The 20,297-nt window shown below is 66.2% G+C and carries 19 protein-coding genes; 17 read left to right on the forward strand and 2 right to left on the reverse strand.

Annotation, left to right across the window (positions count from 1 at the left end; translation table 11 throughout):
• Positions 1 to 56 precede the first annotated feature (56 nt).
• From JS528_RS00715 to era, 6 genes are all read left to right on the forward strand, one after another.
• Positions 57 to 854, forward strand: a complete 798-nt coding sequence (locus JS528_RS00715) for a 16S rRNA (uracil(1498)-N(3))-methyltransferase (RefSeq protein WP_214357186.1) — start codon at positions 57 to 59, stop codon at positions 852 to 854.
• A gap of 51 nt (positions 855 to 905) precedes the next feature.
• A complete protein-coding gene (locus tag JS528_RS00720; protein WP_214357187.1) occupies positions 906 to 1,244 on the forward strand; it encodes a histidine triad nucleotide-binding protein in 339 nt (112 codons plus the stop codon).
• 12 nt (positions 1,245 to 1,256) lie between these two features.
• Complete coding sequence (locus JS528_RS00725; RefSeq protein ID WP_214357188.1) at positions 1,257 to 2,429, forward strand: PhoH family protein; 1,173 nt, start codon at positions 1,257 to 1,259, stop codon at positions 2,427 to 2,429.
• On the forward strand, positions 2,419 to 2,964 hold the full coding sequence (gene ybeY / locus JS528_RS00730) for an rRNA maturation RNase YbeY (protein ID WP_214357189.1): 546 nt from the start codon (positions 2,419 to 2,421) through the stop codon (positions 2,962 to 2,964). The genes JS528_RS00725 and ybeY overlap by 11 nt, the downstream gene beginning before the upstream one ends.
• Before the next feature lie 65 nt (positions 2,965 to 3,029).
• Complete coding sequence (locus JS528_RS00735; RefSeq protein ID WP_214357190.1) at positions 3,030 to 4,439, forward strand: hemolysin family protein; 1,410 nt, start codon at positions 3,030 to 3,032, stop codon at positions 4,437 to 4,439.
• Positions 4,440 to 4,500: 61 nt separating this feature from the next.
• Positions 4,501 to 5,478, forward strand: coding sequence for a GTPase Era (gene era / locus JS528_RS00740; protein WP_214357191.1), 978 nt, complete (start codon positions 4,501 to 4,503; stop codon positions 5,476 to 5,478).
• Between the two features lie 75 nt (positions 5,479 to 5,553).
• On the opposite strand, the gene JS528_RS00745 is transcribed toward era, so the two are convergent.
• The gene (locus tag JS528_RS00745; protein ID WP_214357192.1) at positions 5,554 to 7,254 is read right to left on the reverse strand and encodes a substrate-binding domain-containing protein; all 1,701 of its coding nucleotides are present in this window, start codon (positions 7,252 to 7,254) and stop codon (positions 5,554 to 5,556) included.
• A gap of 84 nt (positions 7,255 to 7,338) precedes the next feature.
• Positions 7,339 to 8,559, reverse strand: a complete 1,221-nt coding sequence (locus JS528_RS00750; protein ID WP_214357193.1) for an NADP-dependent isocitrate dehydrogenase — start codon at positions 8,557 to 8,559, stop codon at positions 7,339 to 7,341.
• A gap of 161 nt (positions 8,560 to 8,720) precedes the next feature.
• On the opposite strand from JS528_RS00750, the gene JS528_RS00755 reads away from it, so the two are divergent.
• From JS528_RS00755 to rlmN, 11 genes are all read left to right on the forward strand, one after another.
• Entirely contained in the window at positions 8,721 to 9,848 is a 1,128-nt protein-coding gene (locus JS528_RS00755; RefSeq protein ID WP_214357194.1) for a GuaB3 family IMP dehydrogenase-related protein, read from the forward strand.
• Positions 9,849 to 10,040: 192 nt separating this feature from the next.
• On the forward strand, positions 10,041 to 10,625 hold the full coding sequence (locus JS528_RS00760; RefSeq protein ID WP_214357195.1) for an Rv3235 family protein: 585 nt from the start codon (positions 10,041 to 10,043) through the stop codon (positions 10,623 to 10,625).
• 46 nt (positions 10,626 to 10,671) lie between these two features.
• Positions 10,672 to 12,783 carry an AMP-dependent synthetase/ligase gene (locus JS528_RS00765; RefSeq protein WP_214357196.1) on the forward strand — a complete coding sequence of 704 codons (2,112 nt, stop codon included), beginning with the start codon at positions 10,672 to 10,674 and terminating at the stop codon, positions 12,781 to 12,783.
• A 2-nt stretch (positions 12,784 to 12,785) separates the two neighbouring features.
• The gene (gene def / locus JS528_RS00770; RefSeq protein WP_214357197.1) at positions 12,786 to 13,271 is read left to right on the forward strand and encodes a peptide deformylase; all 486 of its coding nucleotides are present in this window, start codon (positions 12,786 to 12,788) and stop codon (positions 13,269 to 13,271) included.
• A 273-nt stretch (positions 13,272 to 13,544) separates the two neighbouring features.
• Complete coding sequence (rpsB, locus tag JS528_RS00775; protein ID WP_214357198.1) at positions 13,545 to 14,360, forward strand: 30S ribosomal protein S2; 816 nt, start codon at positions 13,545 to 13,547, stop codon at positions 14,358 to 14,360.
• A gap of 101 nt (positions 14,361 to 14,461) precedes the next feature.
• Entirely contained in the window at positions 14,462 to 15,313 is an 852-nt protein-coding gene (gene tsf / locus JS528_RS00780) for a translation elongation factor Ts (protein WP_214357199.1), read from the forward strand.
• Positions 15,314 to 15,504: 191 nt separating this feature from the next.
• Entirely contained in the window at positions 15,505 to 16,455 is a 951-nt protein-coding gene (yddG, locus tag JS528_RS00785; RefSeq protein WP_214357200.1) for an aromatic amino acid DMT transporter YddG, read from the forward strand.
• A 105-nt stretch (positions 16,456 to 16,560) separates the two neighbouring features.
• The gene (gene pyrH, locus JS528_RS00790; RefSeq protein WP_214357201.1) at positions 16,561 to 17,310 is read left to right on the forward strand and encodes a UMP kinase; all 750 of its coding nucleotides are present in this window, start codon (positions 16,561 to 16,563) and stop codon (positions 17,308 to 17,310) included.
• Positions 17,311 to 17,410: 100 nt separating this feature from the next.
• Positions 17,411 to 17,965, forward strand: coding sequence for a ribosome recycling factor (gene frr / locus JS528_RS00795; protein ID WP_214357202.1), 555 nt, complete (start codon positions 17,411 to 17,413; stop codon positions 17,963 to 17,965).
• Positions 17,966 to 17,980: 15 nt separating this feature from the next.
• Positions 17,981 to 18,967: a phosphatidate cytidylyltransferase gene (locus tag JS528_RS00800; RefSeq protein WP_214357203.1), complete on the forward strand. Its 987-nt coding sequence runs from the start codon at positions 17,981 to 17,983 to the stop codon at positions 18,965 to 18,967.
• Between the two features lie 88 nt (positions 18,968 to 19,055).
• Positions 19,056 to 20,291 (forward strand): dual-specificity RNA methyltransferase RlmN, encoded by a 1,236-nt coding sequence (gene rlmN / locus JS528_RS00805; protein WP_214357204.1) that lies wholly within the window; start codon positions 19,056 to 19,058, stop codon positions 20,289 to 20,291.
• The last annotated feature ends 6 nt before the right edge of the window (positions 20,292 to 20,297 follow it).

Genomic DNA, 20,297 nt, shown 5'->3' on the forward strand with positions numbered 1-20,297 from the left:
GATTCGTCGGCGTGCAATCGTCGGCGTGTCGCGCTGGTGTTGATAGCCTTGGAGACATGACGAACGCTTTGTTTTTGCTGGATCCGGACCGCGACGACGTGCCGGTCAATTCCGACGAGTTCAACGCCGGGTGGCGGATCACCCTGCCCCAGTCCGTCAGGCGTCATGCCGTGCAGGCGATGAGGCTCAAGGACGGCGACGAGCTGCAGCTCTCCGACGGCAGGGGACTGCGCATCATCGCGCGTCTGACCGATGCCGACGCGGGATTGGCCGAGGTGAGGGACTTCGTGCGCGAGCCCGGGCCGACCACCCGTCTGGCGCTGGTGCAGGCCCTGGCCAAGACCGGTCATGACGAGCAGGCCGTCGACACGGCCACGCAGATCGGCGTCGACGAGGTCGTCCCCTGGCAGGCCGACCGGTCCATAGCCAAATGGAAGGCCGGACGCACGGACCGCAAATGGGACGCGGTCATCGCGGCGGCCACCGAGCAGTCCCGACGCGCATGGCGTCCGCAGCTGGGGGAGTGCGTCTCCTCCAAGCAGATCGTGTCGATGTGCCTGCGCGCCAACGTGCACGGCGATCTGGTCGTCGTGCTCCACCAGGATGCCACCGATACATGGGACTCCGTCGAATCGCTGGTGTCGGACATGTCGGAGCGGTGCCTCGCGGACGGCAGACCCCGTACCGTGTACGTGGTCGTCGGCCCCGAGGGCGGCATCAGCGAGGATGAGGTTGCCCGGTTCGTCGATGCCGGCGCGCACAGCGTCGTGCTCGGACGCAACATCCTGAGGGCCTCCACGGCCGGACCGGTCGCGCTCTCCCTGCTGAGCCGCGCGCTCGGACGGTACGCCTGACGCGGTAAGCTGGCACGAGAAACGAAGGAACCCCACAAGCAAGGAGCACGCATGAGCGAAGCCGATGACTGCCTGTTCTGCAAGATCATCGCCGGACAGATCCCCAGCAGCAAGGTCTACGAGGATGACACCACCTACGCCTTCAACGACATCAACCCGAAGGCCAAGATCCATGTGCTGATCGTGCCGAAGAAGCACTACGCGAACGTCGCCGAGCTGGCGGCCGCCGATCCGGCCGAACTCGCGCACATCGCCGAGGTCGCGCAGCACATCGCCGACGAGCGGTTCCACGGCGCGTTCCGCCTCGTGTTCAACACCGGCCTCGACGCCGGACAGACGGTCTTCCACGTGCACGCCCACGTGCTCACCGGCGAAGTGCTGGACGAGTAGGGAAAGGGCTCCGTGGCGACGACAACGCGAACCATCACCATTCCCACGCAGCTCGACCCGGTGGCCGTGCTCGGGCCGGTCGACGAGGTGATCCGCGAGGTGGAGCGAGCGTTCCCCGACCTGACGATCCTCGTCCGGGGCAACCGCGTGGCCATCGTCTCCAGATCCAAGCAGACCGAATCCGACGCCTCGAAGGCGGAGGACCTCGTCAACACGATCATCGAGGCGGCCCACACCGCTCCCATGGACGCGGACACCGTGCGCAGGATGATCGACCAGGACGTACTCGACAACCGCACCAGGGTCACGCATCCGGGACACGGACGCACCGTCGAGGCGCTGCAGCGCATGGAGTCGAACATCGCCCTGCGCTCCGGCTCCCCGGAGCGGCGCAAGCCCTCGGTGCCGGGCGTCATCACCTACGCGGCGGGCAACCCGGTGCGCGCCAAGACGGCCGGACAGGCAGCCTATGTGGCCGCCATCGAATCGCATACCATCACGTTCGGCATCGGACCGGCCGGCACCGGCAAGACGTATCTGGCGGTCGCCAAGGCCGTGCGCGCGTTCCAGGACAAGCAGGTGAGGCGCATCATCCTCACCCGTCCGGCGGTGGAGGCCGGCGAGAGCCTCGGCTTCCTGCCCGGTACGCTCAACGACAAGGTCGACCCCTACCTGCGCCCGCTGTACGACGCGCTGGGCGACATGCTCGGCGCCGACCAGATGAGGCGACTCATGGACGACGGCACCATCGAGGTGGCGCCGCTCGCCTACATGCGAGGACGCACCCTCAACGACGCGTACGTCATCCTCGACGAGGCGCAGAACACCACCGAGCAGCAGATGAAGATGTTCCTCACGCGTCTCGGATTCAACACGAAGATGGTCATCACCGGCGACATCACGCAGGTCGATCTGACCGTGCCGCGTTCGGGGCTCGCGACCATCGAGCGCATCCTCGACGGCATCTCGGACATCGCGTTCGTGCATCTGAACCCCGAGGACGTCGTGCGCCACCGACTGGTGGGACAGATCGTCGCGGCGTACGACAGGCACGACGCGATCGACGGCGACCACCGGCGCATCTCGCGCCGCCGCCGCGACGACGCCGGGGAGTCCGGTGCCGCAGGCGACATCAGCAACAGCGACAGCACGGACCGAAAGGAGCCCGCACCCGATGAGCGTTGACGTGTCCAATGAGACCGTATGGACGATCGAACCCAAGCTGTTCTCCGATCTGGGAGTGTGGGTACTCGATCAGATGCGCGTGAGCACGCAGTCCGACCTGACCATCCTGTTCGTCGATCCCGAGCCGATCGCCGAGATGCACGAGCACTGGATGAACCTCGAAGGCCCCACCGACGTGATGAGCTTCCCGATGGACGAGCTGCGCCCGGGCGACGGCAAGACCCTGATGGAGGGCGTCCTCGGCGACATCGTCATCTGCCCGTGGGTCGCGGCACAGCAGGCCGCCGCGGCCGGACACGGCGTGCTGCAGGAAATGATGCTCCTGACCATCCACGGCATCCTGCATCTGCTCGGCTACGACCATGTCAACCCCGATCAGGAGCGTCAGATGTTCGGCCTCCAGCGTCAGCTGCTGCTCACCTTCATCGCGGTGCGCCACGATCTGGGCGGACCCGTGGAACTGCCCGCCGGCAGCCCGGACGCGCTGGCCATCTACGACGCCGAGCACGGCGCCGGACGCCAGATCACGCGCTGACGCCGACCGCAGACATCCGCAAACACACGCACACGAACGGACAAAAGAAGGAAGAACGAACACCGATGGAGTATTCCCAACCGACCCTGATCGCCATAACCGCCGCGCTGGTGATAGTCGCGGCGCTGCTGGTCTGGCTGTCGCTGTCGCTCGCGGCCGCCGAGGGCGCGGTGGGACGCGTGACGAGGGCCAGTCTGAACAACCTCATCCTCGAGGTGCAGACCGACTCCGAGCTCACGCAGTTCTCCAGGATGAAGAAGATCGCCCGCATCCACCGGGTCCAGCGGCTGATCGCCAACCGCTACGCGGCTGCGGGGGCGTGCGCGTTCTTCCGCGTCACCTGCAACGTGCTCGTCGGCGTGCTCGTCGCCCTCGTCGCCTCCGTCTGGGGCGCCCCGGTATGGCTCGAGATCGTCGTCGGCATGGTCGTCGCCCTTGTCGTCGGCGTGGTCAGCGTCTTCGTGCGTCCGCGCGAGACGGGCGCCACCAAGCCGGTCGACATCATGATCGAGCATTCGCGCCTCGTCTCCGTCGCGGTCGCGATCACGCCGTTCACCCGCATCGGCGCCGCGCCCGACGGACGCCGCCGCTCGCAGGACCTCTCCGACGACGAGGAGCTTGAGAAGATCCAGCAGGAGCAGGGACGTGCCACCATCGACCGCCTCGTCGAGTCCAACGACTTCGACCCCGAGGTCTCGGAGATGCTGCGCAACGTGCTCACCCTCTCCGACACGCTGACGCGCGAGATCATGGTGCCGCGCACCGACATGATCTGCATCGAGAGGGACTCGACGCTCGAGGACATGCTCAAGCTGTGCTCGCGCTCGGGCTTCTCCCGCGTGCCGGTTATCGGCGAGGACGTCGACGACCTGATCGGCGTCGCCTACCTCAAGGACGCGGTCAGGGCCACCGCGTTCAATCCGGCCGCGATGACCCGCAAGGTCTCCTCGATCGTGCGTGACCCGATGCTCGTGCCCGAGTCCAAGCCCGTGGACGACCTGTTCCACGAGATGCAGCGCTCCCGCCAGCACGTGGCGGTCGTCGTCGACGAGTACGGCGGCATCGCGGGTCTGGTCACCATAGAGGACGCCATCGAGCAGATCGTCGGCGAGCTCGAGGACGAGCACGACCGCACCCAGCGCGAGGAGCCCGAGCAGATCGGCGACAAGAAATGGCGCATGCCCGCGCGCACGCCGATCGCCGACCTCGAGGAGCTGTTCGAGATCGACATCGACGAGGACGACGTCGACACCGTGTACGGTCTTCTGACCAAGCTGCTCGGCCGCGTGCCGATCGTCGGCGCCTCGGCCGTGACCCGAGGCCTGAGGCTCACCGCGGTCGACTCCGCCGGTCGCCGCAAGAAGGTGTCCACCATCGTCGTCGAGCCCGCCCACGTCGAGGGGCACGAGGAAGATGGCAAGGCCGGTGACGACGGCGATACGACCGCCGACGGCGAGCCCGCGCAGAACGCGTGAGGCGCATCGGACAGTCGCACAGACGTGAGACCCCGAGATTCGTGAATCCATGAGGAGTGACATGACCGAAGAAGCAACCGCCGCAACCGCAGACGAGCAGCCGTACCGTTCCGGCTTCGTGGCCGTCGTGGGACGACCGAACGTGGGCAAGTCCACGCTCATCAACGCGCTGATCGGCACGCAGATCGCCATCGCGTCCTCCCGGCCGGAGACCACACGCAAGGCCATCCGCGGCATCCTCACCACCGACAACGCGCAGCTCGTCCTCGTCGACACCCCCGGCATCCACCGCCCGCGCACGCTGCTCGGCCAGCGCCTGAACGACATCGTCGACGAGAGCCTGTCCGACGTGGACGAGGTGGCGTTCCTGCTGCCCGCCGATCAGGAGATCGGCCCGGGCGACAAGCGCATCCTGTCCCGTCTGCGCTCCGACTTCGCCATCAAGAAGGACGACGGCACGTTCGCGTGGAAGATCCCGCTGGTCGCCATCGTCACGAAGATCGACGAGCTCACGCGCGAGCAGCTGGTCGCCAAGCTCATCGAGATCAACGCCTTCGCCGACTTCGCGGACATCGTGCCGGTGAGCGCCCTCGAACGCGACAACCTCGACGAGGTCAGGAAGGTCCTCATCGAGCACACGCCCGAAGGCCCGCAGATGTACCCGGCCGAGCAGGTCAGCGAGGAGAGACCCGAGGAGACCATCGCCGAGCTCATCCGCGGCGCGTTCCTCGAACAGCTGGACGACGAGCTGCCCCATTCGCTGGCCGTCGTGGTCGATTCGATCGACTATCCGGAGGACAACGAGACCGGTCAGGCGTATGACGGCAAGGCCGAGGTGCATGTCTCGATCTACGTGGAGCGCGATTCCCAGAAGCCGATCATCATCGGCAGGGGAGCCTCTCATCTGACCGCCGTCAAGAAGAAGTTGCGCACCCCCGTCAACCGCATCGTCGGCTGCAAGGCGCGTCTTGACCTGCACGTCAAGGTCGCCAAGGGCTGGCAGTCCGATCCCAAGAAGCTCGAGCGCCTCGGTTTCTGATCGTCCGCGTCCATACGGCGAGGCGGTCTCCCGTTCGTGGGGAGACCGCCTCGTTCGTTTTCGCGCCGTCCGGCGTCACAGACCGGCGTCGGCCATAGTGATGTAGCCGGGATCGATGAGTGCTGTCTTGAGGTTGTAGGCGCTTACGGACAGCGGCTCCTCGGCGATGGTGTTCACCTTGGTCTTCGAGGAGGAGCCGGGCACGCGCTGTTTGGTGACGTATTTGAGATCCGCGGCCGATTCCTTGCGGTTGAGCCTCACCGTCACCTCGGCGATGTCCGCCGCGATGGCCTTGCGGTTCTCGAGTCCGGTCATCCACTGCTTGCCGTTGACGACCTGCGGCATCGTATCCACATAACCGCCGAATCCGGTGACGATCGGCCAGTCGGAGGCCGACTCGTCGGAGGACTGCGCGTCCGTCGAATCGCCGTTCGCGTCACTCGAGTCCGAGTCGTCCGTCTCGGGGGACTTCGCCGGGTCGGGCACGCTGCCGCGATGCAGGTCCTTTCTGCCGGTGATGTTGCCGACGATGCCGGAGATCGTGATCGACGGGTTGATGTCCGCGGCGGATCCCGTGTAGCCGAGCGCATCGAGTTCGTCGGTCACGACCGAGGCGACGTAGTCGTTCATCGCGATGATGCCGTCGATGCGCGTGCGTGTTTTGGCGCCGTCGGTCTTGGTCTGCGGAAGACGACGGTCCAGCTCGTCGCTGATGTCCTTCTTGTCCGAGACGGAGACCGTCACGTTGCGCCAATCGGAATCCTCGGTGGCCTTGGTGAGCAGACCGGACGGACTGTACGCCTTGCCCTGGCTGAAGTAGGGCTGCAGCACCTTCCACATGCCGGCGAATGCCTCGCGGGCGAACGCGTCGTCGGTTTCGGTCGTCTCGTCCGCACCGTCGGCGGAACCGGATGAGGAGGCGGAATCCGAACCGGATTCATCGGAGGCGGGGGAGCTGGGGATCAGCACCTCGATCGCCTTGGGGTTGTCCTTGCTGGCCTTGGCCAGATCGAGCTTGGCGACGAGCTTGGTGGCCTGGATCATGCCGATCTGCTCGGGGGTGGAGAAGCTCACGAACGCATCCGGCGAGAATCCGTCGACCCCGTTGGCGAGCAGGATGACGTGCATGCCGGCGTCGCGGGCGAGCTTCAGAGCGGAGTTGAGACGGTCGTAGGCGTTGCGTTCGGTGTCGTCCTCGTCGGATACGTCATTCGCGCCGTCGGAGGACGCATCCGACGAGGACGACGAATCCGACTTCGATGAGTCGGTCGGCGAGGATGAATCGTCCGTCGGTCGGGTGACGTAGTCGCCGTACTGCCGGGTGGAGGAGTCGGCCTCGACGACCGGTGCGACGATCAGCGTGGTACGGGACGGATCGGCGTCGCCGTTCGACGAGTCCGACGATCCGTCGTCCGCCGTCATGTGGTCGACGACCCAGTCCTGCACGTCGCGGCTCTGCTTGTCGAGACTGTCCGACGTGACCTTCTCGATCGCCCCCTTGCGCATGCCCTGCGCGACGAGCCGGTCCGTGATCTCGGGCGTGAGCTTCGCCCATTTGTTGAGCGGCGTGCGCTGGGAGATGGTGATGCCGTCGGACGGCGTGAAGATGGCCGCCGAACCGGCGCCGGTCCTGGTCGTGGAGGTCGTCGTGCCTCCATTTTGGGACGTCGCGGCGTCGTCGGAGGAGGACGAGCAGGCGCCGGAGGCGAACAGCAACGAAATTCCCGCCGCCATGGCGATCAGTCGTATTGCGATGGGGACGCGACTAGTGGCCATGGGGCGGGAATCCTTTCAATCGGCTGATGGTCTTCGCCCGATTGTAGTAGCCCTCCCTATGAAACGGGAATCACCGGGGCCGGATCACTCGGCGAGCGCCTTGGCGAGGTTCTCGTCGAGCGCGGTCATGAATCCCTCGGTGTCGAGCCACGGCTGGTCAGGGCCGATGAGCATGGCGAGATCCTTGGTCATCTGGCCGCCCTCGACCGTGTCGACGATGACCTTCTCCAGCGTCTCGGCGAAGTGGCGGACCTCCGGGGTGCCGTCGAGGTCGGCGCGGTGCTTGAGACCGCCGGTCCACGCGAAGATCGAGGCGATCGGGTTGGTGGAGGTCTTCTCGCCCTTGAGCCAGCGGCGGTAGTGGCGGGTCACGGTGCCGTGGGCGGCCTCGGCCTCGACGGTCTGGCCGTCGGGGGTCATGAGCACGGAGGTCATGAGGCCGAGAGAGCCGAAGCCCTGCGCCACGGAGTCGGACTGCACGTCGCCGTCGTAGTTCTTGCAGGCCCAGATGTATCCGCCGTGCCACTTGAGGGAGCTGGCGACCATGTCGTCGATGAGGCGGTGCTCGTAGGTCAGGCCCTCGGCCTCGAAGCGCTCCTTGTATTCGGTCTCGTAGATCTCGGCGAAGATGTCCTTGAACTGGCCGTCGTACGCCTTGAGGATCGTGTTCTTGGTGGACAGGTACACCGGGTAGTGGCGCATGAGGCCGTAGTTGAAGCAGGCGCGCGCGAAGCCCCTGATGGAGTCGTTGACGTTGTACTGCACCTGGGCGACGCCGCCGTCCTCGCCGTAGTCGTAGACCACGTGCTGGATCGGCTCGGAGCCGTCGGCGGGGGTGAACGTGACGGTCAGGCGGCCGGCGCCCGGGACCTTGAAGTCGGTGGCCTTGTACTGGTCGCCGAAGGCGTGTCGGGCGACGACGATCGGCTTGGTCCAGCCGGGCACGAGCCGCGGCACGTTGCTCATCACGATCGGCTCGCGGAAGATGGTGCCGCCGAGGATGTTGCGGATCGTGCCGTTGGGGGACTTCCACATCTTCTTGAGGCCGAACTCCTTGACACGCGCCTCGTCGGGGGTGATGGTGGCGCACTTGACGCCGACGTGCTCGCGCTTGATGGCGTTGGCCGCGTCGATGGTGACCTGGTCGTCGGTGGCGTCGCGGTTCTGGATGCCCAGATCGTAGTAGTCGAGGTCCACGTCGAGGTAGGGCAGGATCAGGCGGTCCTTGATGTCCTTCCAGATGACGCGGGTCATTTCGTCGCCGTCGAGTTCGACGACCTTTCCTTCGACCTTGATTTTGCCCATTGATTCCTCCCGGATTCCTGCCGGCATATGCCCGGATGCGTGTTTGAAAACGTGACCATTCATATATCATCCATGTAACGGCGAAGGTGGGCGTTCGAGTATGTGAGACGTCGCCGGAGGGACGCGCGCGCCGTCAAACCCGCGCATTATCCTCGGTAACCATGTCTCAGGAAATTGAAATCGGTTTGGGCAAGAAGGCCCGCTTGGCCTACTCGCTGGACGACGTCTCCATCGTTCCCTCCCGCAGGACCCGCGATCCGCAGGATGTCTCCACCTCCTGGCAGGTCGACGCCTATGAGTTCGACGTGCCGGTCATCGGCGCCCCGATGGATTCGGTGACGAGTCCGGCCACCGCCATCGCGATGGGCAGGCTCGGCGCCCTCGGCGTGCTCGATCTGGAGGGTCTGTGGACCCGCTACGACGATCCGACGCCGCTGCTGGAGGAGATCTCCGAGCTGCCGGCCGAGACCGCCACCAAGCGCATCCAGGAGATCTACGCGGAGCCGATCAAGGCGGAGCTCATCACGAAGCGTCTGCACGAGATCCGTGACGCCGGAGTCACCGTCGCCGGCGCGCTCTCCCCGCAGCGCACCCAGCAGTTCTATTCGACGGTGGTCGACGCGGGCGTCGATCTGTTCGTCATCCGAGGCACCGTCGTGTCCGCCGAGCACGTCTCGCAGGACCACGAGCCGCTCAACCTCAAGCAGTTCATCTACGATCTCGACGTGCCGGTCATCGTCGGTGGCGCGGCCAACTACACCGCCGCCCTGCACCTGATGCGTACTGGTGCCGCCGGTGTGCTCGTCGGATTCGGCGGCGGCGCGGTGTCCGCCACGCGCAACACCATCGGCGTCGAGGCTCCGATGGCCACCGCCATCGCCGATGTGGCCGAGGCCCGCCGCGACTACATGGACGAGTCCGGCGGCCGCTACGTGCAGCTCATCGCGGACGGCGGCATGGGCGACTCCGGCAGCTTCGTCAAGGCACTCGCCCTCGGCGCCGACGCCGTCATGCTCGGCGCTCCGCTGGCCCGCGCCACCGAGGCGCCGGGCAAGGGCAAGCACTGGGGCGCCGAGGCGCGTCACCAGACGCTGCCGCGCGGCTACCGCACCGATGTCGGCACCGTCGCGCCGCTCGAGCAGATCCTGTTCGGTCCGAGCCACACCGCAGACGGCACCACCAACTTCATCGGCGCCCTGCGCCGTGCGATGGCCTCCACCGGTTACGTCGACATCAAGAGCTTCCAGCGCTGCGGCGTGGTCGTCGCACCGTACAGCGGGCGTCGCTGACCATCGTCTCCATCCACCGGTTCATCCACAATGTCCGGTGCAGGACCCCGCGTCGTTGACGTGGGGTCCTTGTCGTGGTGAGCTGGAATGGTCGCCGACCGCGTTTACCGCGGCGGACGGCATGCCGGCGGCCGTGAGGCCTTCCGGCCGATGGATCGACGAGCGACCGATGGACGGCGAGGTGGCATGGCCATGGCGAATGCGGACGGCGATGGGCGCTGCGGCCCGAACAGCGAACGGGATGCATGGGAGACGGAGACCAGACGGAACGCCTATGCGCCGTCGGCCGCCGACGGAACCGGAGGTCGGCCGAGACTGACCGACCAGAACCTGCCCGTCTACGAGGGCGTGGTGCATGTGGAGCTCGGCGCCGAACCGGTGCCGTACCGGATCATCGCCACCGCCGACGACGTGATGGAGGAACGCGAGTTCCACGCCCTGGCGGTCTCCACATGCCGGGTGGCGTGCCTTGCCGCGGACGTGATCCGCGGCAAGCTCGCATCGTCCGCGCTCAAGCGGGCCGTCACCGCGCCGTGCCTCAAACGGCTTGAGACGCTGGCCTATCTGATCGACAACCAGATGAGACGCAACATCGAGCTGCGCGCGAGGATGCGCTACCTGCCGGTCATCCCGCATGATGTGTCGGGCATGCTCGTCAGCGAGACGAGCATGGAGATGGTCGTCAAGCTGAGCATCGGTGGGACGGTCTACTGGTCGACCATCAGACTCAAGCGCATCGGCTGCCGGTGGATGTGTGTCGTCGTGGACATGGGGTGAGCCGCGGCGGAGACAATGGGGGGAGCGCGGGTATAGACTGTGCCCTATGTTGCGTGAATACATCTCCGACCCCGAATATGTGACCAACGACGGCGACACCATCTTCTCGCTGCTCGCCGATAGGGCCGAATCCGACCCCGACGGCGACATCGCCGAATATCAGGATGACGGGCGCGTCTGGCACACCGTCTCCGCATCCGCGATGCTCGCGCGCGTGCGCGAGGTCGCCAAGGGCCTGATCGGACTGGGCGTGCGTCCGGGAACGATGGTCGCGATCTACTCCGCCACCTGCTACGAGTGGGGCGTCGTCGACTTCGCATGCGCCGCGATCGGCGCGGTGAGCGTGCCGATCTACGAGACCGATTCGGAGCGCCAGGCCGCGTCCATCATCGCGGACACGTCCCCGCTGATCGCGTTCGCCGGCGACCACCAGCACGCGCAGACGCTCGAACAGGTGCGGGGCGAGGTGGAGAGCCTCGAATACGTGTTCAACTTCAAGGCCGGCGGACTCGACGCGGTGGCCGACTTCGGCGCGCACGTCACCGACGGGGATCTCGACGAGGCCATCTCGCGGGTCAGGGCCGACGATATGACCACCATCGTCTACACCTCCGGTTCGACCGGCAAGCCGAAGGGCGCGATGCTCTCCAACCGCAACTTCACGCATATCGTCAAGAACGGATACATCATCCTCGACGACATGCTCTACGAACCGAACCGACTGCTGCTGTTCCTGCCGCTGGCGCACTGCTTCGCCCGCTACATCCAGTACGTCGCCATCGGCGGACACGGCGTCGTCGGGTACATCCCCGGGGCCAAGCACCTGCTCGCCGATCTGCGCTCGTTCAAGCCCACGTACCTGCTGGGCGTCCCCCGCGTGTTCGAGAAGGTCTACAACGCCGCCTCGCAGAAGGCCGGAAACGGCATCGCGGGCCGCATCTTCGCCGCCGCGTACAACCATTTCGTGGCATGGTCGCGCGACGAGCAGGACGGCAGGGGACACTCCCCGGTGGCGCGTCTGCAGCACACGTTCTTCATGAAGACGGTCGGCAAGTCCGTGCGGTCCGCGCTCGGCCCGAACCTCGCGTGGCTCGCCTGCGGCGGTGCACCCCTGAACGCCGATCTCGCGCACTTCTTCAACGGCATGGACGGCATCACCTTCATTCAGGGATACGGCATGACCGAAACGGCCGCCCCCATGCTCGTCAACTGGCAGGACGCCAACCGCGTCGGCTCGGTCGGCAAGCCCGGCCCCGGCATGGGCGTCAAGCAGGACGACGACGGGGAACTGCTGCTGACGGGGCCGAACGTGTTCCTCGGCTACTACCGCCAGCCCGAGCTCACCGCCGAGACCAAGACCGCCGACGGCTGGATCCGCACCGGCGATCTCGGCACCATCGACGACGACGGGTTCGTCTACATCACCGGACGCAAGAAGGACATCATCATCACGGCGGGCGGCAAGAACGTCAGCCCCGCGCCCATGGAGGAGATCATCAACACCTGCCCGATCGTCGGGCACGCGGTGGTCGTCGGCGACGGCAAGCCGTTCATCTCCGCCCTGATCGAGCTCGACGAGGAGATGACCCGCTCCTGGCTGGAGTCGCAGGGACTCGACCGCGACGCTCCGATGAGCGAGATCGCCTCCAACGACGCGGTGCGCGCGTTCGTGCAGCAGTACATCGATCAGGCTAATGCGAACGTCTCCCGTGCCGAGTCCGTGCGCAAGTTCGTCATCCTCGACGAGGAGTTCAGTCAGGACGCCGGCACGCTGACGCCGAGCCTGAAGGTCGTGCGCCCGAAGGTGCTCAAGAGGTACGACGACGTCATCGAGGGCGAGATCTACACGCCGAAGACCCCCTCCAAGCCGCTGCCCGCCACCGTGCGCATCCTCGACAGGACCACCGAATCGGTCAAGCAGGCCTCCGAGAACGTGAGTCCGAAGGTCCGTCAGGCCTACGAGCAGGCCAAGGCGAACGTGTCGGATTCGATTGCTAGCGTGTCGGAGAGGATCAAGCGCCAGCAGGACGAGGAGGGCGAGGAGCAGTCCTCCGAGGCCGCCGGCGAGTCCGTGGAGACCACCGCGCCGTCCGATCCCGTCGCGAACGACGGCGGGGCCGCGGTCGAGAAGAACAACGAGAAGAACGAGGAGAAGTAACCTTGGCCATTCGAGAGATCCGTGTCGTGCCCGATCCCGTACTGCGCACGCCCTGCGATGAGATCCGCGAGATCACGCCGTCCGTGCGCCGGCTCGTGGACGATCTGCTGGAGACCGTGGACGATCCCGGCCGCGCCGGACTGTCCGCCAACCAGATCGGCGTGAGCCTGAGGGCATTCTCCTACAACATCGACGGCAAGATCGGCTATGTCCTCAACCCGGTGCTCGAGGAGACCAGCGGCGAGCAGTACGGCGACGAGGGCTGCCTGTCCGTGCCCGGCCTGTGGTACAAGACGCGCCGCGCCGACTACGCGCGCGTGCGCGGTATCGATCTGGACGGCAAGGAGGTCGTGCTCGAGGGAACCGGCCTCATGGGCCGCATGCTCCAGCACGAGACCGACCACCTCGACGGGCACGTCTATCTGGACCGTCTCGAGAAGGAGGAGCGCCGCGCCGCGCTCAGGTACATGCGCGAGCACCAGAAGTAGGATCTCGGTCCCACTGATGCAGTATCGGGCTCCCCTCGACGAGGGGAGCCCTTGTCGTTCCGGCGTGTTACCCTGAACATTTGTGTGCCAACCGGCGAAGAACGCAGTCGCAGGCGTTCGGAGCCACCCAATATCGTCAACCGGCGCACCAAGAATTCGCGTCATGCTCGCGACGGCCCGTGTCGGTCGGCCCGAACCCGTGGAATGCGACGGGGGAGAGCTGCACTCGGGTGCGCATGGCCAGGCAATAACCGACAAGAAAGGTGTATCACCATGGCTCAGATCACTATGAGCGAAATGCTGAAGGCCGGCCTGCACTTCGGCCATCAGACCCGTCGCTGGAACCCGAAGATGAAGCAGTTCATCCTGACCCAGCGCAACGGCATCCACATCATCAACCTGTTCAAGTCGCTCGAGATGATCGACAAGGCGTACGACTTCATCAAGACCACCGTGGCCCACAACGGCACCGTGCTCTTCGTCGGCACCAAGAAGCAGGCTCAGGAGGCCGTCTCCGCCCAGGCCACCCGCGTGAACATGCCGTACGTCTCCGAGCGCTGGCTCGGCGGCATGCTGACCAACTTCCAGACTGTCTCCAAGCGCGTCGCCCGCCTCAAGGAGCTCGAGGAGATGGACTTCTCCGACGTGCACGGCTCCGGCCTGACCAAGAAGGAGCTGCTCCTGCTCGAGCGCGAGAAGGACAAGCTCGAGAAGCAGCTGGGCGGTATCCGCAACATGGGCCGCACCCCGTCCGCGATGTTCGTCGTCGACATCAACAAGGAGGCCCTGGCCGTCGAGGAGGCCCACAAGCTGGGCATCCCGGTCGTCGCCATCGTCGACACCAACACCGACCCGGAGTCCGTCGAGTACCCGATTCCGGCCAACGATGACGCCATCCGCGGCATCGAGCTGCTGACCACCCTGATGGCCGACGCCGTCGCCGACGGTCTGCTGGAGCGCTCCGGCAAGGCCGCCAAGGACGACTCCGAGTCCTCCGAGCAGCCGATGGCCGCTTGGGAGAAGGACCTGCTGGAGAACCAGTCCGAGGCCCCGGCCCAGTCCGCCGAAGGCGAAGCCAAGGCCGAGTGACCTTCTAGGGTCCCTTAGACGCTAGGATTGGAGGTGCAATCGGATTGCACCTCCTTTTCTAGGAGAACACAATCGAGTTTTTATCTCAAGGAGATAGTTTCATGGCAGCAATTACCGCCGCTCTGATCAAGCAGGTTCGTGAGGACACCGGCGCCGGCATGCTCGACGTCAAGAAGGCCCTGACCGAGGCCGACGGCGACGTCGCACGCGCCAAGGAGATCATCCGTGCCAAGGGCATCGCCGCCGCGGGCAAGCGTGAGGGCCGCAAGGCCCAGGAGGGCACCATCGCCTCCAAGGTCGTCGAGGCCGACGGCGTCGAGACCGGTTACGCGGTCGAGCTGAACTCCGAGACCGACTTCGTGGCCAAGACCCCGAAGTTCGTCGACTTCGCCGACACCATCCTCGGCTACGCCGTCGAGGCCGGCGCCGACTCCGCTGACGCCGTGCTGGCCGCCAAGGCCAGCGACGAGACCGTCAAGGAGGCCATCGAGGAGGCCGCCGCCCTGTTCGGCGAGCACGTCAAGGTCGGTCAGTTCGCGAAGATCTCCGGCGAGCACGTCGAGATCTACGCCCACAAGAAGTCCGTCGAGATGCCGCCGAGCATCGTCGCGATGATCGCCACCGACAAGGCCGGCGCCGCCGTCGCGCACGAGGCCGCCCTGCAGATCTCCGCGATGGGCGCCAAGTGGCTGACCCGCGAGGACGTCCCGGCCGAGGTCGTCGAGTCCGAGCGCCGCGTCGCCACCGAGAAGTCCCTCGCTGAGGGCAAGCCGGAGAAGATCGTCCCGAAGATCGTCGAGGGCCGTCTCAACGCCTTCTTCAAGGAGGTCGTCCTGCTCGAGCAGCCGTTCGTCAAGGATCCGTCCAAGACCGTCGGCAAGCTGTTCGAAGAGGTCGGCGGCAAGGCCCTGGCCTTCGCCCGCGTCGAGGTCGGCAAGGGCGAAGAGGACTGATTCCCTCTGAAGCCATCCGTTAGGTAGACAACGGTTGTCGATGGCCGTGTACCCTGTTGAGTTGATACGGGGTGCACGGCCATCGTTGTTGTGGGCGCGGCGATGGACATCGGTCCGCGCGGCGGACGCCACGAATGACGGGAATGCGACGAAGGATGCGGAAGGGGAAACCCGCGGAGAGGAGAGGGAACATGGACAGGTCGACAGGCGACGGCAGGGACACCGGGTGGGCGCGTCCGGGTCATGTCCCCGCCACGCGGGCCACGGCGGTGGGACTCGTCGCCATCCTGCTGTGGAGCATGATGACCGCGCTCGTGCGCATCGTCGCCGAGGCGTTCGGCGCCACCTTGGGATCGGCACTGATCTACACGGCCGGCGTGGTGCTGCTGCTCGTGTTCCACAGACCGGCCCCGATCGGGGCGTATCCGAAGCGGTATCTCGCCCTCGGCGGCGCGTTGTTCGTCTTCTACGAATCGTCCATCTCCCTGTCCATCGGTCTGGCGTCCGACGCCGCGCAATCGGTGGAGGTGAGCCTCGTCAACTATCTGTGGCCCACGATGATGGTGCTGCTCGCCGCCGGAGTCGCCAGGCCCAGGGTCGGGGGCGCCGTATGGAGGGCCCTGCCGGGGGCCGTCGTCGCCACGCTCGGCGTCGCCCTCGCGGTCGGCGGCAACAGCGGGCTTGACCCGGCCGCTGCCGCGGGACATATCGCGTCCAATCCACTGCCGTATCTGCTGGCGTTCCTCGGCGCGTTCGCATGGTCGGTGTATGCGGTCGTCACCCCGTCCATGTCCGGTGGACTCGACGGCACGTCGGTGTTCTTCCCCGGTGTGGCCGTCGCCCTGTGGATCATCCACTTCGCCTCCGGCGAGGGCTGGCCGGCCACGGCCCCCGGCCCCGTGGGCTGGCTCGCCGTCGTCGGTTGCGCGGCCGTCATCGCCGGCGGCTACGCCTGCTGGGGGTACGGCATCCTGCACGGCAGCCTCAATACGCTCGCCGTCGCCTCGTACGCCACGCCCGTGTTGTCGGTGGCGGCCAGCGCCCTGATCCTGGGGCTCTCGCTGTCCCTGCCGTTCTGGTGCGGCACGTTGTTCGTGGTGGCGGGATCGGCGCTCAACTGGTGGGCGTCTCACCGCCGGTGACGGTGTGGAACACGTCTGTCGCGAATTACGGATAACCTGTTAGACGGTAATTTTCGTGGGTTGCGGCCGCCACCGGTACCGAACCCGAGAGCGAAAGGTTGTGCTATGACTGGCAACGATGCAAACGACAAACCGCGCAGGGTCCTGCTCAAGCTGTCCGGCGAGGCGTTCGGCGGCGGCAAGGTGGGCATCGACACCAAGGTGATCCGTCGCATCGCCGAGGAGATCGTGCCGGCCGTGCGTCAGGGCGTGCAGGTCGCCATCGTCACCGGCGGCGGCAACTTCTTCCGCGGCGCCGAGCTTCAGCAGGCCGGCATCGACCGCTCCCGCGGCGACTACATGGGCATGCTCGGCACCGTGATGAACTGCCTGGCGCTGCAGGACTTCCTCGAGCAGGAGGGGCAGGCCACCCGTGTGCAGACCGCCATCACGATGGGACAGGTCGCCGAGCCGTACATCCCGCTCAAGGCCATCCGCCACCTCGAGAAGGGCCGCGTGGTGATCTTCGGCGCCGGCGCCGGCATGCCGTACTTCTCCACCGACACCGTCTCCATCCAGCGCTCCCTCGAGATCCACTGCGACGAGGTCGTCATGGGCAAGAACGGCGTCGACGGCGTCTACACCGCGGACCCGCGCAAGGATCCGAACGCCAAGCGCTTCGAGACCCTGAGCTACAACCGCGCGCTCGTCGACAACCTCGCCGTGATGGATGCCTCCGCGCTGTCCATGGCGCGCGACAACAAGAAGCGCATCCGCGTGTTCGGCCTCGAGGAGCCTGGCAACGTGACCCGCGCCCTGCTCGGCGAGGAGATCGGCACGCTCGTGTCCACCGCCGAATCGCGCGTGGCGGACTGAGCCGCGGGCCCGTCCGGCATCTACAATCGAAACCAACCGTTCGCTTCCGAAGCGTTCGCAGAAGAACAGCCCAAGCACAGCTAAAGCTAAGGAGAAACACATGGCAAACGTCATCGATCAGGCCAAGGAACAGATGGCCAAGACGGTGGAGAACACCAAGGAGAACTTCGCGGGCATCCGCACCGGCCGCGCCAACCCGGCCCTGCTCAACGGCATCATGGTCGACTACTACGGCGCCCCGACGCCGATCAAGGCCGTCGCCTCCATTGGCGTGCCGGAACCGCGCACCCTGTCCGTCACCCCGTTCGACGCCTCCCAGGCCGGCGCCGTCGAGAAGGCCATCCGTAACTCCGATCTCGGCGTCAGCCCGAACCGCGACGGCAACGTCATCCGCCTGACCATGCCGGAGCTCACCGAGGAGCGCCGCAAGGAGTACGTCAAACTCGCCAAGGGCAAGGCCGAGGACGGCAAAGTGGCCGTGCGCAACATCCGCCGCAAGACCAAGGAGAGCATCGACAAGTCCGTCAAGGACGGCGATATGGGCGAGGACGAGGGCGATCGTCTGCTCAAGGACCTCGACAAGGTCACCAAGTCCGTCACCGACGAGATCGATGCCCTGCTCGAGACCAAGCAGAAGGAGATCATGGAGGTCTGACCTCCGTCAATCATCATGGAACGCAACGAACAACTCCACGAAGAGGCCGAGGTCGCGCTCGACGAGATCAACAAGAAGACCGGGCGCAACATGCCCCAGGCGATCGGCACGGCCGTGCTGCTCATCGCCGTCATTCTCGCCGCACTGCTCATCAACATCGACCTGTTCGTGGCGTTGGTCGTCGTGTTCATGGTGCTGGCCCTGTGGGAGCTGCGCGTCGACTTCGCGACCGTCGGCCTGCATATCCCCGTGGTCATGCTGTGGCTGTGCTCGGCCGCGACGCTGTTCGCCGCCTACTATGCGCCGATGCACGTGGTGGCGATGGCCTTGTGCGCCATGGCGTCGATCATGCTCGTCGCCATGGCCGCGACGGCCAAGATGAGCTTCGGCAACCGGCTGTCGCTCGCCGTCGCGAACAAGCTGTCCAACACGGAGGCCGGCGCGCGCCTCGAATCGTCGTTCAACCACGACGGCGGCGAGCAGCATCATTCGCGACTGAGCCATGTGGCCGTCTCCGTGCTCACCGTGCTCTATATCCCGGTGCTCGCCTCCTGCATCATCGTCCCGCTGACCTTCCATGGGCATCCGGTCGCCCACGCGATCATGCTCGTGTTCCTGCCGGCGCTGTCCGACACCGGTGGCCTGTTCGCCGGCGCATGGCTCGGCAAACACAAGCTCTCCCCACGCATCTCCCCGAAGAAGAGCTGGGAGGGACTGGCCGGCTCGGTCCTCTTCGCGATGGCCGGCGCGTTCGCCGTCATGTTCTGCACGTACACGTCCGACGTGTGGGCCGCCAAATGGTGGGTCCCGGTCGTCGCCGGCGTGCTCGTCGGCGTGACCGGCACGTTCGGCGACCTGTGCGCCTCGATGATCAAGCGCGATCTCGGCATCAAGGACATGGGACACCTGCTCAAGGGCCACGGCGGCGTCATGGATCGCGTCGACTCGATCCTCATGGCCGCGCCGTTCACCTGCATCCTGTTGTGGTTCACCGGACTGTGACAGGCACCGCCGCCGTCCCGACCGCTCGGGGCGGCGTTTTTCGATTGATCCGAAACCGATGATCCGAAAGGAACGTCCAGACACCGATATGGCCATCGACGAACAGCTCAACGACAACGGCACGGCCCGCACGGCGCATGACGCGCCGGAGACGGGCATCACCCCGGGAGGCACCACCGGCGCCTTCCGCGACGTCCTGTCCAAGGACCACGCAAGGCGCGGCAAGCCGCCGCTGCACTTCGCCGACATGACCCCCGACGAGCGCATCGCCAAGGCCGGTGAACTGGGCCTGCCGAAATTCCGCGTCAAGCAGCTCGCCAACCACTACTATGGGCATTTCGACGTCAATGCGGCCGAGTTCACCGACTTCCCCGCCGCCAAGCGCGACGAGGCCGCCGCCGAGTTCTTCCCGGAGCTCATCCACGAGGTCACCCGTCAGGTCGCCGATCAGGGGGCCACCATCAAGACCCTGTGGCGCCTGTTCGACGGCTCGCACATCGAGTCCGTGCTCATGCGCTACCCGACCCGCACCACGCTGTGCATCTCCAGCCAGGTCGGCTGCGGCATGGGATGCCCGTTCTGCGCAACCGGCAAGCTGGGGCTCACGCGCAACATGTCCGCCGGCGAGATCCTCGAGCAGGTGCGCGTCGCCGCCCGCATGATGCGCGACGGCGAGGTCGCCGGCGGGCCGGGCAGGCTCAGCAACATCGTGTTCATGGGCATGGGCGAGCCGATGGGCAACTACAGGTCGGTACTCTCGGCCGTGCGCCAGATCTCCGCGATGCCGCCGGAGGGCTTCGGCATCTCCGCACGCAACATCACCGTATCCACCGTCGGCGTCGTCCCCGGCATCAGGAAGCTCACCGCCGAGGGCATCCCGGTTCGTCTCGCCGTCTCCCTGCACGCGCCGAGCGACGAGCTGCGCGACGAGCTCGTGCCGATGAACAAGCGCTTCAACACCACGCAGGTGCTCGACGCCGCGCACGACTACTTCCTCGCCTCCAAGCGGCGCGTGAGCATCGAATACGCGCTGATGCGAGGCATCAACGACCAGGCCGAGCACGCGCGTCTTCTCGCCAAGCGGCTCAACCACTACGGCGACAACTGGGCGCACGTCAACCCGATCCCGCTCAACCCGATCGAGGGTTCACGCTGGACCGCCTCCAAGCCGGAGGACGAGGCCCGGTTCCTGGAGATCTTGCATGCGGCGGGCATCACCGCCACGCTGCGCGATACGCGCGGCCAGGACATCGACGGCGCCTGCGGCCAGCTCGCCGCCAAGACCAAGGAGGCGTTCGAGCGTCGCGACGGCGCCGAGGGTTGACGTATC

It is taken from the genome of Bifidobacterium santillanense, assembly GCF_018555385.1.
GTDB lineage: Bacteria > Actinomycetota > Actinomycetes > Actinomycetales > Bifidobacteriaceae > Bifidobacterium > Bifidobacterium santillanense.

Bases quoted from the DNA above. Each gene is read 5' to 3' on its own strand.
- rpsB (WP_214357198.1), top strand. From the start codon at position 13,545: ATGGCTCAGATCACTATGAGCGAAATGCTGAAGGCCGGCCTGCACTTC.
- JS528_RS00715 (WP_214357186.1), top strand. From the start codon at position 57: ATGACGAACGCTTTGTTTTTGCTGGATCCGGACCGCGACGACGTGCCG.
- JS528_RS00765 (WP_214357196.1), top strand. From the start codon at position 10,672: ATGTTGCGTGAATACATCTCCGACCCCGAATATGTGACCAACGACGGC.
- JS528_RS00745 (WP_214357192.1), bottom strand. From the start codon at position 7,254: ATGGCCACTAGTCGCGTCCCCATCGCAATACGACTGATCGCCATGGCG.
- JS528_RS00800 (WP_214357203.1), top strand. From the start codon at position 17,981: ATGGAACGCAACGAACAACTCCACGAAGAGGCCGAGGTCGCGCTCGAC.
- tsf (WP_214357199.1), top strand. From the start codon at position 14,462: ATGGCAGCAATTACCGCCGCTCTGATCAAGCAGGTTCGTGAGGACACC.
- JS528_RS00720 (WP_214357187.1), top strand. From the start codon at position 906: ATGAGCGAAGCCGATGACTGCCTGTTCTGCAAGATCATCGCCGGACAG.
- rlmN (WP_214357204.1), top strand. From the start codon at position 19,056: ATGGCCATCGACGAACAGCTCAACGACAACGGCACGGCCCGCACGGCG.
- pyrH (WP_214357201.1), top strand. From the start codon at position 16,561: ATGACTGGCAACGATGCAAACGACAAACCGCGCAGGGTCCTGCTCAAG.
- JS528_RS00750 (WP_214357193.1), bottom strand. From the start codon at position 8,559: ATGGGCAAAATCAAGGTCGAAGGAAAGGTCGTCGAACTCGACGGCGAC.
- era (WP_214357191.1), top strand. From the start codon at position 4,501: ATGACCGAAGAAGCAACCGCCGCAACCGCAGACGAGCAGCCGTACCGT.
- JS528_RS00735 (WP_214357190.1), top strand. From the start codon at position 3,030: ATGGAGTATTCCCAACCGACCCTGATCGCCATAACCGCCGCGCTGGTG.
- frr (WP_214357202.1), top strand. From the start codon at position 17,411: ATGGCAAACGTCATCGATCAGGCCAAGGAACAGATGGCCAAGACGGTG.
- JS528_RS00755 (WP_214357194.1), top strand. From the start codon at position 8,721: ATGTCTCAGGAAATTGAAATCGGTTTGGGCAAGAAGGCCCGCTTGGCC.
- yddG (WP_214357200.1), top strand. From the start codon at position 15,505: ATGGACAGGTCGACAGGCGACGGCAGGGACACCGGGTGGGCGCGTCCG.
- ybeY (WP_214357189.1), top strand. From the start codon at position 2,419: ATGAGCGTTGACGTGTCCAATGAGACCGTATGGACGATCGAACCCAAG.
- JS528_RS00760 (WP_214357195.1), top strand. From the start codon at position 10,041: ATGGCGAATGCGGACGGCGATGGGCGCTGCGGCCCGAACAGCGAACGG.